This window comes from Paenibacillus sp. UASWS1643 (assembly GCF_008693195.1).
Classification (GTDB): Bacteria; Bacillota; Bacilli; order Paenibacillales; family Paenibacillaceae; genus Paenibacillus; species Paenibacillus amylolyticus_B.
In genome coordinates this window covers 12,724-25,375 of the sequence record NZ_VXKZ01000085.1, presented here as the reverse complement: position 1 = coordinate 25,375, position 12,652 = coordinate 12,724, and the positions used below count along the sequence as shown (strand labels likewise).

Here is a 12,652-nt window from a genome sequence, read left to right as displayed (position 1 = left end):
ATTGCTTATGCACCCGATTGAATATCCCTGCCAATCAAGTCCCATACTGGAAGAAAAGAGAGGAGCCCGTTCCATGACCAAGCCAAATCAAAAGACCCGCAAACGCGGGTTCCGTGTACGTAAATTGTTTAAAAACCTGTCTCTGCTCGCCGTGCTCGCCATACTTGCTACCGCTGCAGGATTGGTCTATCTATACGCAACCAGCCTGCCCCTAGCAGACTCTGATCGGAATTCCAGATTACTGGACAGTCAAGGTGAAGTCATCGCTACCTTCTCTGCAGGTGGCAAAGACTCTGTACCCGTTCAACTGGAAGATATCGCTCCAGATCTGGTCAATGCCACTCTGGCTGTAGAGGACCGCAAATTCTATAATCACTACGGGTTCGACGTGCAAGGGATGGGACGGGCTGTGCTCGTTAACCTCGAACATATGCAGATGTCGCAGGGTGCGAGTACATTGACTCAACAGCTGGCGCGTAACCTGTATCTGTCTCATGAGAAAACATGGACTCGCAAAGCCAAGGAAGCCATGTACACGGCGCAATTGGAGATGAAATACAGCAAGGATGAAATTTTGCAGATGTATCTGAACGAAATCTATTATGGGCATGGTGCGTACGGAATCGAAGCGGCTTCACGAATGTATTTTGGCAAATCAGCCAAACAGTTGGATCTTGCAGAGAGTGCCATGTTGGCAGGAATCCCAAAAGGACCGACCTACTATTCACCCTATAACCATATGAAGAATGCCAAAGACCGACAGAAGATTGTGCTGAATGCCATGGCTGATATCGGCAAGATCACCCAGGCCGAAGCGGATAAGGCCTATGAGCAAATGCTTTCGTTCAAACCGGAAAGCGAGCGTAAAACGGTGGAAAGCGCCCCTTATTTCCGTGACTATATCCGGAATCTGGCGATCAAAGAGTTGGGAATCAGTGAAGCGATGCTGGATCATGGGGGATTGAACATCTACACCACCCTGGATCTGCGTGTTCAAAAAGCAGCTGAAGACGCCATAGCGAAGGGTATGGATGCCAAAAGTGAGCTGGAGACGGCCCTCGTGTCCATCGACCCTCGTACGGGCTACATCAAAGCCATGGTGGGGGGCAAGAATTATCGCACCAATCAGATTAACCATGTTCTGGCGACAACGCGCCAGCCAGGTTCGGCGTTTAAACCCATTATGTATCTGGCAGCCTTGGAATCCAAGCAGCTCACCAGTGCATCCATATTTAACAGTGAACCTACCCTGTTTCACTATGACAATGACCGCAAAACCTATAAACCCGGCAACTTTGGAGACAAGTATCTGGGTGAGATTGATCTAAGGCAAGCGATCGCCGCTTCAGACAACATCTATGCGGTGAACACCATTATGCAGATCGGTCCTGAGCAGGTTGTGAGTATGGCGAAAAACCTCGGCATTACAAGCAACCTGAGCGCCGTACCTTCTCTTGCACTGGGAACGTCACCTGTCAGCCCGTTGGAGATGGCGTCGGCCTTTTCCGTCATTGCTGCTGGTGGACAACGGACACCACCTGTCGCCATTCTGCAAGTGACGGATGCCGCAGGACGTGTGCTCTATGAATCGCCTCAAACCAAGGCTGAGACCGTCGTGGAACCTGCAGCAGCTTATGTCCTAACTCGTTTAATGGAAAGTGTCTTCGAAAATGGAGGAACGGGCAACCGGGTGTCTAAGGCGATTAAACGTCCGGTAGCCGGAAAAACTGGCACAACCAATACAGATGCTTGGTTGGTTGGATTCACACCTGAGCTCTCCACCGCGGTATGGGTTGGTTACGACCAAGGCAAAGCCATCTCGACTTCGGATGGCCGCCGGGCAGCGCCGATCTTTGCCCAGTTCACAGAGCAGGCACTTGCGAGCGTACCACCCAAAATCTTCACCGTGCCTGATCATGTCGTAAGTGTATATATTGACCCGGAATCCGGCAAGCTGGCAGGCAACGGTTGTGAAGAGAAACGATTGGAAGTTTTTATTGATGGTACTGAACCGACAGAGGTATGTCATGGTACGACGGATGATTCGGATTCTGGAGAAGATGAGAAAACTCGTCAGGTACAGAATCAACAAGGCATACAGGAAGAGAAACATTCCTGGTGGGGAGATTTCAAACGTTGGTGGGTAGAATGACGCAAATACGCGATGACTTAGTTACGTCACCTATGACCCCTGGTTATATTAAGCATTTGGAAATTCACTTCGGATGAAAACTCATAATTATTCAGATCGTTGAATACGATTAATGCACAAGCAAAAGACCCCCAACCGAACTTTCCGGTCGAGGGGCCTTTTTTTTCTTTTATACTGTGTTGAATGATCTGCCTTAGGCGAGTGCTTCTTTCAATTCATCTGGAGAAGCATTCCACCATTCTTCGTTGTGTGAGATCAACAGTGTCTTAAGTGCAGCTCGAGCTTCGGGTCCAAGCTCATCCAGCATGAAGCGACGCTTCAAGGCATAATCCATGCGATTCACATGTTCCGCCAGCAGTTTCCATCCACGTCTTGCTTCCGTATCAATCCACATCTCACATGCCGTTGCTCCACCATACAGTTGGCCTTCTTCCGTGCGATCGACAGCTACCCACACTAGCCATACCTGGCGTCCGTTGGGCACATCTTCACGATTGGTAGAGAACTTGATATTGCGTTCCACCTTGCTCTTCGCATGCATCGCACCGATATCGATTTTAGCCTCGCCATTATCAATAATGACCGGGGAAAGGTTATTCAGATCAATGGAGCCTGCACCGAAGCCTTTATGCTTGCTTTTTGCACTAACGATATTCAAGGCAATCTGTTTTTTGCCGTTTTGCTCGTTTTGGTCCATGTTTATAGCCTCCAAGGGTTGATACAAATATTTTAACTAATAATTGTCCCATTGCAAACATATACATGCTGTAGATGCTTGTCAACGGGAGGTATTTAACGATGATTCCACGACGCGCCAAGAGCTGGCTCACTGCATCCCTGGCCCTGTGTGTACTTGCCGGAGGGATATGGATCACTCTGGGTTATAATCGCTCAACTCATTCCGAATTGCCAGTACTCGCCCCCGAATCGGGCAAGCCCAAGGCAATAGCTCCAACCCCAGCACCTCCAGAAAGTGTACAGACCCCTACAGCCGAAGTGTACAGCAACCGTGTTGTGGAATATCACATGGATGTGAAGCTGGTCGATGGAAACGTATTGAAAGGGACTCAGACGATCACCTGGACTCATCCAGGCAAAAAAACCGTCAGCGAGCTTTACTTTCATATGTATCCCAACGCTTTCTCTTCTGCTGATACCACCTTTATGAAGGAATCCGGTGGAAAGCTTCGGGGTGATGTCATGCCTACCAATGGTTATGGCTCCATGAACATTACCGAAATGAAAACGGAGGACGGGCTCTCTCTGCTGCACCGGATGCAGTATGTGCAACCAGATGACGGAAATATCAAGGACACCACCCTCATTAAAGTACGCCTGCCCAAACCCGTCAAAGGCGGGGAAAGTATCACACTCCACACCCGATTTGAAGTGAATCTGCCCAAGATTTTTGCCCGGATGGGAACTGCTGATCATTTTGTCATGGCAGGTCAATGGTTTCCCAAATTAAGTGCCTATGAACCTGTGGGCAGACGTGGACGAACAACGGAAGGCTGGAATCTGCACCAGTACCATGGCAATTCAGAGTTTTACGCTGACTTCGGTATATATAGTGTGCGTATTCGGGTGCCTGAAACATACAAAGTGGCTGCTACCGGATTTCCAACGCAGCAAGCCGTGGTGAAGAACGGAGAAAAGGTCTATCAATTCTACGCCGATGATGTGCATGACTTCGCATGGGCAGCCTCACCCGATTTTGTGTACGCAGAGGAGCCATTCTCCGCACCCAATGTGCCTGGTGTACGAATCAAGTTATATCTGGACCCTGCTCATCAGGATCTGAAAGAACGTTATTTCTACGCCGCGAAGGCCGCACTAGCTAATTATAGCAAATGGTTTGGCCCGTATCCTTACGCAACCTTATCCATTGTAGTTCCACCCAAAGCGGGGAACGGTGCTGGAGGTATGGAATACCCTACGCTAGTTACGGCCTTTGGAGCCGATGATACTACCCCAGGTTATGACCTGGAACGTACCGTAGTCCACGAGATTGGACACCAGTACTTCTACGGCATGGTTGCCAGCAACGAATTCGAGGAAGCCTGGCTGGATGAGGGGTTCACTTCTTATGCAGAAGACAAACTGATGGAGCAGGAATATGGATTGATACCGAATCTGCCGGTACAATCGGGACTGATTACGTCTCCTTCATCCTTAACACAAGAATCCTGGAAGTTTGATTCACAGAATGAGTATGCAGCCAATGTCTATACACGTGGCAAGCTTGTATTGCTTGGTATCGAACATCAAGTCGGTGCAAAAAAGATGGAGCGCATTCTCTCTACCTATGTGAAGAAGTACCGCTTCAAACATCCCACTTCGGCTGATTTTCAGAACGTTGTGGAACAAGTGACCCGCACTTCCTGGTCTGATTATTTTGATCAATATGTCTATGGTAACGGAATGGCTGACTTTGCTGTAGAGAAGATTCGTGTTACGCCTGTACAGAAAGACGGCCAAACATTGTACGAGTCATCCGTGACGATCGCAAAAAAAGGGAGTGATTACAACGCCGTTCCTGTTCGCATTGCTTTTGAAGACGGGCATATCCTCACCAAGCAATGGAATGGTAAAGAAGATCGCATCACCTATAAATTAACTCACACATCCCCCGTAGCCTGGGCCATGACCGATCCCCTGTACTCGATCGTGCTGGAGAACCGCCATATGAACAATTTCCTGAAATCCGGACTGGATGAGCGGGCGAAGTCCCGCTGGAGCATGAGTGTAACCAAACTAATAGAAGCCATATTCGGAGGTCTGTCATGGTGAGGTGGAAACGGTGAAAGCGAAAATACGTGAAGGCTGGTTTCTCGTCCGTCAGCATATGTTCATTGCCGCACTCTTATTTCTCTATCAACTCATTTGGGGATATTTCTTCTATCGCATGGTACAATCGGCAGTCGTCCCGCTGCTCCTGCGCTATCCAGATGCTGATGCAGGGGAGCTGAGTACACTTTTGTTCAAAATGGAAAGTCAACTTAACCTGTCTACCCATCCAGAGGTTCATCGTTATCTATGGATTCTAGGGGGCATGCTGCTGGTTCGCATGTTGATCAGCCCCCTCATTCAGGCAGGACTGCTCTACTCACTTCAGCACTTTAATTCTACAGAAGAGCGTATCCCCTTTGTCCGGGGAATCAAAAATCTGTGGAAACCGATGCTGCTGCTCCATACCATACGTACTTTATTGATACTTCTGCCCGCTTACTGGCTCATACCGAAGCTCTACTCGATTCTCATGGACGGATTTCATTCTCTTCAATTACTTTTGCCTGGTATACCTTATGTTGCTGCCTGGATTGTATATGGTTGGATCATCCACCATGCCATACTCTACATGCAGTTCGGTGTGTCGGCACCAGAAGGAGAAGGCGGGGCTCACGGTACTCTCAAAGCACTCTGGATTGCACTGCGTCATCTCACCGCTGTAATCGGCATTGCACTCCTGCTGGGCGGAGTACACCTGCTCGTCTTTGGGGCATTCACTTCAGCCTCATGGTTATTAACGGGACTTACCGGACTTATACTACAACAGACGTATCCGCTTGCCAGATGTCTATTAAGTCTGTGGAAAATATGCAGCCATTTCCGATTATGGCAGTCCAAAATATCCAAAGGTGAGAGCACATAGTTTAAAAATTGTTACCATCACATGTTAAACTCATGGCCTAATATGTACTTATAAATAGGCAAACCTCAACCTTTCCCCGTCAAAGGTCGAGGTTTTTTTTGCTAAATTTGTTGCTAAACGTTGCCAAATCCGTACTCCTCTGTTACAATAATCGCAGTGAGTTTTTAGTAACAACTTTGTAATCTTTACATTCATATTTGTAACTACTTAAAATTAAATCGTCATTTCTTGATTTCGCAGGTGCATAACTAGCATAGCCAAATTCCTGGCACCTGGGAAGCGGGGGAACCAGTTATGGGTGAATTGATCTTGCTACAGAGGGATCATAGGGGACCTTCAACCGAATCCTTAAGCTAACCTCGCAGGCGTTGGAAGGGGAATATCTCTTGTTCAAGAAGAAATTAACCGCAGCTGTACTTAGCATCACATTCGCTTTATCGCTTGGTGCAGGTAGCGCATTCGCAGATTCAAAGATGGACACAGTAATTGATTCAGCAATGGGAACTACATACAAAAGTGGGGGAACAACGCTTAACGGATTTGACTGCTCCGGATTTACACGGTATGTATTCGACAAGTTGGGTATTGATTTGGCACGCCAATCCAGTTCCCAATTCGACATGGGCGATTCCGTATCCCGCATGGAAATGAGAGCTGGCGATCTGGTGTTCTTTAATACAACAGGTAAAGGCGTATCCCATGTAGGAATCTTTGTAGGGGATGGAAAGTTTGCACACTCCTCTTCTTCCAAAGGCGTTACGATCAGTGCATTGAGTGAAAACTATTGGGCCAATCGTTATGTTGGCGCGAAACGGATTATGAGCACGGACGCATATGAATCATTGGCCCTTGACTAGGGACAAGCTGAGCAACATGATGCTGTAACCATTAACCATACTGGAACGAAGCAAGAAGCATAACAGCACCGCCCGGTACATTCTCCGCAGGAATGTATCCGGCGGTTTTTTTGTGCTTCAATCCTTATTTATGTTGCAAGTTATACTCGGGGTATATCCTGCGACATAAACGAGTCCATTTTGCGTTCGTTTGTCCGTGCCCTTATGATGTTTTTACCCATCCCGTTATAATATAAACGGAATTACCGGAACTTTTGTTTCATTTTTTTTCTTGGGAAGGAAGACTTGCTAAATGAACATCTCTTTTGTAGAGTGGACAAAGAGTTCTGTTTCAAGGAAAGGAGCATGCAGGTGTATGAAGGAAACCCCTGTGACGTTTCACGTTGTACCCATGCGAGAAGAACATGCGGAGCTTATCTGCAGTTGGCAGTATGACCCGCCTTACAATATCTACAGCTGGCTCCCCTGGGAGCAGATGAAAGCTCTGGAAGTGGAATTCGGAGATGCACAGCTGCGGCAAGAGCAATATGCGATCGTCCTGGATCAGAACGATCATATATGTGGGTTTGCTCAATACTTCCCACTTCAAGGGGTAACCCGGATTGGCCTTGGCATGCATCCAGAGCTGTGTGGTCAGGGTCAAGGTACAGCTTTTGTCACGGCCATTGTACAGGAAGCCATTCGCCGAAATCCGAAGAATGAGATCGATCTGGAAGTGCTCACTTGGAATGCTCGTGCCATTCAAGTCTATCTGAAGAGTGGATTTGTCACCCAGGATACATACGAACGACAGACCCCAAGCGGCTTAAAGCCCTTTCACTGTATGGTTTATGAAGGGCCTCGTGATTAAAATCCATTGCAAAACAACCAAATTTGCGCCTTGTTATGTGATTAGTTCAAAAATTTCCCACAAAATGCTATGATGTCAGTACAGGTTCCGTTATAATGATATGGATAGTTTCAGGTTAGATGATCTTTCATTCTGGAGGGGACATAAGGGATGCACAAATGGATCATGAGCGGAGTATTTTTTGCAGCATGCGCTTTAGCTATTGTTTTAATGTTTACGCTTCCAGGGAAAGAAGAAGTGGCTGAAGAAGCCAAGCCAACCATGCCGGAAGTAACATTGGATGCCGGACAGGCTGAAGCACTGGTCAAAGCCAATTGTATCTCCTGTCACGGGGATCAGCTTCAAGGTGGCGTAGGACCTGCTCTGGCAAACATCGGTAGTCAGGATGATCTGGAGAAGATCTACACTACGATTGTCAAAGGTAAAGGTGGTATGCCTTCCTTCAAGGGCAAACTGCAGGATGAAGAGATTGCCAATATCGCCATGTGGCTGTCAGAGAAGAAATAATCTCTGCACACGCATAACATAGAGGCGCTTAATCCCCTTTTGGGAGAATAAGAGCCTCTTTGTTATATCAATTATTAAGCCTCTGCGGCATGCTCAGCCAGAAAGGCCTCAACTTCACGTGCGGACGGCATCCCGGACTGGGCGCCGAGCTTTGTCACGGATAACGCGGCCGCACCCATGGCGAAGCCTACGGCCGCGTCCAACGTCTCACCGCGCGCGAGGGCTACCGCCAGCGCGCCGTTGAAGCAATCGCCAGCGCCGGTCGTATCGACGGCGCTTACGGCGTAGCCGGGCGCACGGCACGCGCCGGCACGCCCTGCTTGTACGCGGCCACCAGGCGCCGCCGCGTACACAGCTCCCTCGGGGCCGAGCGTCGTGACGACAGCGGCCCCGAGGGATGCGGCGAGCTCTGCGACCGCCGCATCCAGGTCTTCCGGCCGGAGGTGATCCCGGCCGGTAAGCACGGCAAGCTCACTGCGGTTCGGCGTGACAACGTCGACGCACCGCAGGAGCTCCTGGGGCAGACACGGCACCGCGGGAGCCGGGTTGAGCACCACCAGTGCGCTGCCTTCAGCCGCCAGTTGGGCGGCGCGGGTAACCGCTGGCAGCGGGATCTCCAGCTGCAGCAGCACCGCTGCGGCTGCAGTCAGGCTTTTTACCGTATCCGCCTCTTCCAACATCTCAGGCACCACTTGCCCATTCGCACCAGGAATAACGATAATCCGGTTGTCTCCCCGAGAGAGCCAGATGGAAGCCGTCCCTGTAACCGTGTCTTCCAATATGCGAACCTGCGAGGCATCTGCCCCACTTTCCGTCAGACTGTGCAGCAGACGTTCGCCAAAACCGTCCGATCCCACCGCACCAATCATCGTAGTCTGTCCACCCAGACGCGCAGCGGCAACAGCCTGGTTCGCCCCTTTGCCACCAGCGAGATAATGCAGCTCCTCACCACTCACCGTCTCTCCCTCTTCCGGAATCGTGTCTGTCTTCACCACGAGATCCATATTGAGACTGCCAACGACAGCAATAAGAGGTTGTTTCTGATTATAGTCTGACATGTATGGTTCACTCACTTCTGGCCGCGCGATAATAACTGACCTCGTTATTCCGACCTCATTTTGTCATAAGCTTCGTTATATTGCCCTGCTTCCTTGATATCTACAGATGTGATCCCCCCCGCATCCCATGACGTGAGACGCAGCGTAACCGTTGTATAATCAATCGTAATAAAAGGATGATGATTGAATGCTTCCGAGATCGCAGCGACCTCATCCACAAATGCAATCCCTTTCATGTAGTTGGAGAACACGAATTTACGTACAATCCACCGTCCCTCTTCCAGTTCCCAGCCTTCCAGCCTCCCCAGATGAGCTTCGACTTCCTCTTGCGAAAAAACCATGCGTTATCTTCCTCCCCATAGGATGGTACATTACAGACGTGAGTCCGTATAACCACCGACACCTTCGGCGCTATCAACAGCAACCTCAAAGGCCAGGCTCACCGCCATGCGGTTGGCCCATTTCACGACTAACATCTTACCACGGACAAGCTTCAAAATCCAATCAACTACATGGCATAGAACCAATGACCATAAGGCTTCGAGGGCAATTCCAGTTTCATCCATACCCTTGAAAATGCATGTAAACGCACTAAATTAAAGGTACAAACGTCAACTCTTCTTCCCCGATCAAAATATGAATGCGGTGCTGCTCCTTATCATGGATGACCACGCCACTTCCAACCGGAATAACAGACTCCTCGCCCAGCGCATAGAACAAATCCTCCGCCAACGCCTCATCCACTTCAAGTTGGTCAGATACAGCCAGTCTCTCCCACTCTTCCGCGTCCATTTCAAAGAAAACATACCGATCCGGTATGCGTCCGATTGCCGTTGTCAGATCTGTCAAAATTCCTTCATAATCCCGTCCATGCTTTACGCCCATTGGCTTTTCACTCCTATTCGGCCCCTAAGGAGCGGATTTGATCTTATTATACCTGAAAATAGCCCTTAAAAAAAAAGGCCTTCTGGTCGATAAATACATATATGACCGTTTTAACTGTTTTAGCAACCGTAAGGAATGCCTAACATTGAACGGATTGCGGCCAAAAATTCGTCCGGAAGCCCGAATACAGCCGCTTGAAAGGATTCAATTTTATCTCATGGATGAGGTGTATGATGAACATTTCAACGATTATTGGACTAGTTTTTGGACTGGTCTCCCTTGTACTCGGTATGTTCCTGAAGGGTGCGCCCTTAATCAACCTGGTTAACAATCCGGCAGCCTACGTTATTATCTTTGTTGGTACAGCAGGAACTATCTTTATCGCATTTCCAATGTCTGAAGTTAAGAAAATCCCTAAGCTTTTCGGGATCATTTTCAAAAATCAAGTACTTATTGATCGAGTGTCTCTGATCGGCACGTTTATGGATTGGGCTTCCACTACCCGTCGTGAAGGTTTGCTTGCACTGGAATCAAAAGTAGAAGAGATTGACGATCAGTTCCTTCGTGGCGGTATGCGTATGATTATCGACGGCAACGATCAGGAATTTGTAAGTGATGTACTGATGGAAGATATTCATGCTACAGAGGAGCGCCACCGTGGCGGTGCCTTGATCTTCGCTCAAGCGGGGATGTACGCGCCAACGCTCGGGGTTCTCGGGGCCGTTGTAGGTCTCATCGCAGCACTTGCCGATCTCAGTGACATGGAGAAACTCTCCCATGCGATTGCGGCAGCATTTATCGCAACACTCCTTGGTATATTTAGTGGTTACGTGTTATGGCACCCGATGTCTAACAAGCTGAAGCGGATGTCCAAGCAAGAAATGGAGATCAAGCTGATGATGGTTGAAGGATTGTTATCCATACAGTCTGGTGTATCCACCATTGCCATCAACCAAAAGTTATCCGTATTCCTGACACCTTCCGAACGTAAACAACTGGAAGAGAAGGAGGGATCATCAGGTGAAAAAGGCTAAAAAGCACGAACCACATGAAGAACATATAGACGAGAGCTGGTTGCTTCCCTATTCTGACTTGATGACCTTGTTGCTTGCCCTGTTTATCACGTTGTTCTCCATGAGTTCACTCGATGCAGCCAAGTTCGAGCAGATGGCTTCCGCACTAAGCAGTGCATTGAATGGAGGCTCCGGTGTTCTGGATCATACGTCCATGAATCCGGATACGCCAGGTGCCGATCTGGGTAAGAACAAACAGGAACCTACAGAAATCACCAAGAAAACACCAGCTCAGATAACGGATGCACAGATGGCTCAAAAAGAGCAGGAAGATCTGGAGAAGCTCAAGAAACGGCTTGACCAGTATATCTCGAAGAACGGACTTTCGGACCAGCTGAACACCAAGCTGAATCAGTCTGAATTGAAGATCACCATCAGTGATAACGCCCTGTTCTCCTCAGGCCGAGCAGATGTAAAGCCTGAATCACGATCCTTGGCCAAAGCAATCTCAAGCATGCTACAGGAGTTCCCTGAATATGAAGTGGTTGTATCCGGTCATACCGATAATATTCCCATTTCGAACAACCAATATAAGGATAACTGGGATCTGAGTGCAGATCGTGCGCTCAACTTCCTGAAAATCCTGTTGCTGAACTCGCAATTGGACCCTTCCAAATTCACACCAAGTGGTTATGGAGAGTATCACCCGATTGCCAGCAATGACACCAATACCGGACGGGCACAGAATCGCCGTGTAGAGGTATCTATCATTCGGAAGTATCAAAGTAACAATACAAATGTAAAAGCCGTTGGCGAAGGAAACTAGAGGCCTGCAGCGATTCATTAACCAAAGACCGTTCTCCAGGTACAAGGAGAACGGTCTTTTGGGTATATATAAGGCTTATGCTTTGGTTTATCTCTACATTTTTTCACACTATTTTGGAAGATTTACCTGTCAACTATTCCAGTGAATAGTCCAACAGACCGCCCAACTCTGCTTTTTCAGCAGCGGTAAGCTCTCTCCAAGAACCTGTCGCCATTTCTCCAAGATGAATGTTCATGATCCGAATACGCTTCAACTTACGAACCTCGTAGCCAAAGGCACTACACATCCGCCGAATCTGACGGTTCTTTCCTTCAGTCAGGATGATACGGAATACTCGATCCGTCATCCGGGTCACTGTACAAGGCAGGGTCATTTCACCCAGGATCTTCACCCCAGTGCTCATACCTCTAAGGAAACTCGCGGTTACAGATCGATCAACAGTAACGATATACTCTTTCTCATGGCGTCCTTCTGATCTAAGAATCCGGTTAACGATATCACCATCATTGGTCATCAGGATCAAACCTTCTGAGTCCTTATCCAAGCGCCCAATTGGAAAGATACGTTCATCGTGTCCGACAAAATCAACGATATTGCCCTGAATATGTTGCTCAGTTGTACTTGTGATTCCGATCGGTTTATTCAACGCAATATATACGTGTTTTCTCTTTTCCTTGATCGGTTTGCCATTGATTCGTACATCGTCGCCTTCTTCTGCCTGACTGCCCAGTTCAGCCTTAACTCCATTAATGGTTACCTGACCACTATCCACCAACTTGTCGGCTTCACGCCGGGAGCAATAACCTGTTTCACTAATAAATTTATTAATACGCAAAAGGTAATCTCACCTCA

At 48.4% G+C, this 12,652-nt stretch carries 14 protein-coding genes and 1 riboswitch; of the genes, 8 read left to right on the top strand and 6 right to left on the bottom strand.

Annotated elements, in window-relative coordinates; genetic code table 11:
• Nucleotides 1-73: 73 nt before the first annotated feature.
• Nucleotides 74-2,152, top strand: a complete 2,079-nt coding sequence (locus FE296_RS01460; RefSeq protein WP_150364096.1) for a transglycosylase domain-containing protein — start codon at nt 74-76, stop codon at nt 2,150-2,152.
• Nucleotides 2,153-2,345: 193 nt separating this feature from the next.
• Here FE296_RS01460 and FE296_RS01455 read toward each other — a convergent pair whose 3' ends face one another.
• Nucleotides 2,346-2,849: a YwhD family protein gene (locus FE296_RS01455; protein WP_124118860.1), complete on the bottom strand. Its 504-nt coding sequence runs from the start codon at nt 2,847-2,849 to the stop codon at nt 2,346-2,348.
• A 101-nt stretch (nt 2,850-2,950) separates the two neighbouring features.
• Here FE296_RS01455 and FE296_RS01450 point away from each other — a divergent pair, with 101 nt between their 5' ends.
• From FE296_RS01450 to FE296_RS01430, 5 genes are all read left to right on the top strand, one after another.
• On the top strand, nt 2,951-4,942 hold the full coding sequence (locus tag FE296_RS01450; protein ID WP_150364095.1) for a M1 family metallopeptidase: 1,992 nt from the start codon (nt 2,951-2,953) through the stop codon (nt 4,940-4,942).
• A 10-nt stretch (nt 4,943-4,952) separates the two neighbouring features.
• Entirely contained in the window at nt 4,953-5,804 is an 852-nt protein-coding gene (locus FE296_RS01445) for a hypothetical protein (RefSeq protein WP_124118858.1), read from the top strand.
• Nucleotides 5,805-6,049: 245 nt separating this feature from the next.
• Nucleotides 6,050-6,187, top strand: a riboswitch (cyclic di-AMP (ydaO/yuaA leader).
• 3 nt (nt 6,188-6,190) lie between these two features.
• Nucleotides 6,191-6,661 (top strand): C40 family peptidase, encoded by a 471-nt coding sequence (locus tag FE296_RS01440; RefSeq protein ID WP_036607285.1) that lies wholly within the window; start codon nt 6,191-6,193, stop codon nt 6,659-6,661.
• A gap of 355 nt (nt 6,662-7,016) precedes the next feature.
• Complete coding sequence (locus FE296_RS01435; protein ID WP_150364094.1) at nt 7,017-7,511, top strand: GNAT family N-acetyltransferase; 495 nt, start codon at nt 7,017-7,019, stop codon at nt 7,509-7,511.
• A gap of 150 nt (nt 7,512-7,661) precedes the next feature.
• The gene (locus FE296_RS01430; protein WP_124118856.1) at nt 7,662-8,018 is read left to right on the top strand and encodes a c-type cytochrome; all 357 of its coding nucleotides are present in this window, start codon (nt 7,662-7,664) and stop codon (nt 8,016-8,018) included.
• Between the two features lie 74 nt (nt 8,019-8,092).
• Here FE296_RS01430 and rbsK read toward each other — a convergent pair whose 3' ends face one another.
• The 4 genes from rbsK to FE296_RS01410 are packed head-to-tail and all read right to left on the bottom strand — an operon-like array spanning nt 8,093 to nt 9,961.
• Entirely contained in the window at nt 8,093-9,076 is a 984-nt protein-coding gene (gene rbsK / locus FE296_RS01425) for a ribokinase (protein WP_150364093.1), read from the bottom strand.
• A gap of 44 nt (nt 9,077-9,120) precedes the next feature.
• Nucleotides 9,121-9,417, bottom strand: coding sequence for a 4a-hydroxytetrahydrobiopterin dehydratase (locus FE296_RS01420; protein WP_062838136.1), 297 nt, complete (start codon nt 9,415-9,417; stop codon nt 9,121-9,123).
• A 30-nt stretch (nt 9,418-9,447) separates the two neighbouring features.
• Nucleotides 9,448-9,642 carry a hypothetical protein gene (locus FE296_RS01415; protein ID WP_150364092.1) on the bottom strand — a complete coding sequence of 65 codons (195 nt, stop codon included), beginning with the start codon at nt 9,640-9,642 and terminating at the stop codon, nt 9,448-9,450.
• 25 nt (nt 9,643-9,667) lie between these two features.
• On the bottom strand, nt 9,668-9,961 hold the full coding sequence (locus tag FE296_RS01410) for a hypothetical protein (RefSeq protein WP_150364091.1): 294 nt from the start codon (nt 9,959-9,961) through the stop codon (nt 9,668-9,670).
• 233 nt (nt 9,962-10,194) lie between these two features.
• Here FE296_RS01410 and motA point away from each other — a divergent pair, with 233 nt between their 5' ends.
• Both motA and motB read left to right on the top strand, forming a co-directional pair.
• Nucleotides 10,195-10,995: a flagellar motor stator protein MotA gene (motA, locus tag FE296_RS01405; protein WP_017691317.1), complete on the top strand. Its 801-nt coding sequence runs from the start codon at nt 10,195-10,197 to the stop codon at nt 10,993-10,995.
• Nucleotides 10,982-11,800: a flagellar motor protein MotB gene (motB, locus tag FE296_RS01400; RefSeq protein ID WP_124118854.1), complete on the top strand. Its 819-nt coding sequence runs from the start codon at nt 10,982-10,984 to the stop codon at nt 11,798-11,800. Before motA ends, motB begins: the two co-directional genes overlap by 14 nt.
• A 133-nt stretch (nt 11,801-11,933) precedes the next feature.
• On the opposite strand, the gene FE296_RS01395 is transcribed toward motB, so the two are convergent.
• Complete coding sequence (locus tag FE296_RS01395) at nt 11,934-12,635, bottom strand: pseudouridine synthase (protein WP_150364090.1); 702 nt, start codon at nt 12,633-12,635, stop codon at nt 11,934-11,936.
• Between the last annotated feature and the right edge of the window lie 17 nt (nt 12,636-12,652).